This window comes from Youngiibacter fragilis 232.1 (assembly GCF_000495435.3).
Taxonomy (GTDB): domain Bacteria; phylum Bacillota; class Clostridia; order Clostridiales; family Clostridiaceae; genus Youngiibacter; species Youngiibacter fragilis.
Window position 1 is genome coordinate 1 of record NZ_AXUN02000066.1, and the last position, 1,253, is coordinate 1,253.

Annotated in this window: 1 protein-coding gene and 1 tRNA gene; both read left to right on the forward strand. The window is 42.3% G+C overall.

Going from position 1 to position 1,253, the window contains the following annotated elements; all coding sequences use genetic code 11:
- The first annotated feature begins 52 nt into the window (after nucleotides 1-52).
- Nucleotides 53-127 (forward strand) — tRNA-Asn (locus T472_RS04395).
- Nucleotides 128-278: 151 nt separating this feature from the next.
- Nucleotides 279-1,190, forward strand: coding sequence for an alpha/beta hydrolase (locus tag T472_RS04400; RefSeq protein ID WP_023388110.1), 912 nt, complete (start codon nucleotides 279-281; stop codon nucleotides 1,188-1,190).
- Nucleotides 1,191-1,253: the final 63 nt, after the last annotated feature.

The window sequence follows — 1,253 nt, forward strand, 5'->3', positions numbered from 1 at the left end:
AAGTAGGTTGTCGCCAGATTTATCTTTTTATAAAAGATATAAAAATGGATATTCCGCGATAGCTCAATGGTGGAGCACTCGGCTGTTAACCGATAGGTTGGAGGTTCGAGCCCTCTTCGCGGAGCCATTTTTATTTTATGGATAATTTTATCCGGCAGATATGCCGGATTTTTTGTTTTTTTGTATTAATAAGTACAGTGTTGTCGCTTTGTAATTAAAGATATGGCATATGTGGTATAATTCATTATATTGGATGATATTATAATGGAGATGAGATTTTGGATAAGAAACCATACGTCCTTTTCATGAATGAAAGTCCATCAATGCTGACACGGATGATAAGCAAGGTAAGAATATCCCTCAATTTGAGGGATACTGACAAATTGAGAAAGCTTACTGAAGAAAAACTGAAGGTAAAGGTGCCTGATGGAGTTTCGATTGAAGATGTCCTGATTGGTGATAGTTGCTGTCTGTTTTCAATACCACGAGGAGCATCACAGGATGAATGTATAATGTATCTTCACGGCGGCGGGTTCACGTTCGGCGGAGGTGCATATATGAGAAGGAATGGAATCAATTTTGCAGATGAATTTGGGGTAAGGACATTATCTGTCGATTATCGGCTTGCTCCAGAGAATAAGTTTCCGGCAGCCCTTGAAGACGCGTTAAGTGCCTACGAATACCTGATCGAAAGATATTCTCCTTCAAAGATTGTAATAGTTGGTGATTCAGCTGGTGGCGGACTTGCATTCTCGCTTGTACATAAGCTCAAACAGATTGGAAAGCCATTACCCAAGGCAATAGTTGCCTTTTCACCCTGGACTGATCTCGCATCCCGAGGGGAAAGCCATATTATAAACAGGAGCAAGGACCTGATATTCAGCAAGAACATGGACTTTGCTCCAGAATATGCGCCACCTGAAGAATATGAAAATCCATTGGTCTCGCCTATATATGGAAGTTTCAGCGGATTTCCACCGATGCTTATCATAGTTGGCGGAGATGAAGTACTGCTCTCAGACTCTATCGATTTGGCTGAGAAGGCATACAAGGAAGGCGTGAATGTTGAAGTTCAGGTCTGGAACAGGATGTTCCATGTATTCCCTGTATTTGGAAAGTCGGTTCCGGAAGCGGCCAGAGCAATGCGTTATGTGACACATTTCATAGACAGGCACATGTCCCAATCATAACCTTAAAACTGGAGATACCTTAACGGCATCTCCAGTTTTTTAGTTGTGCGCCCGGCATGGGCG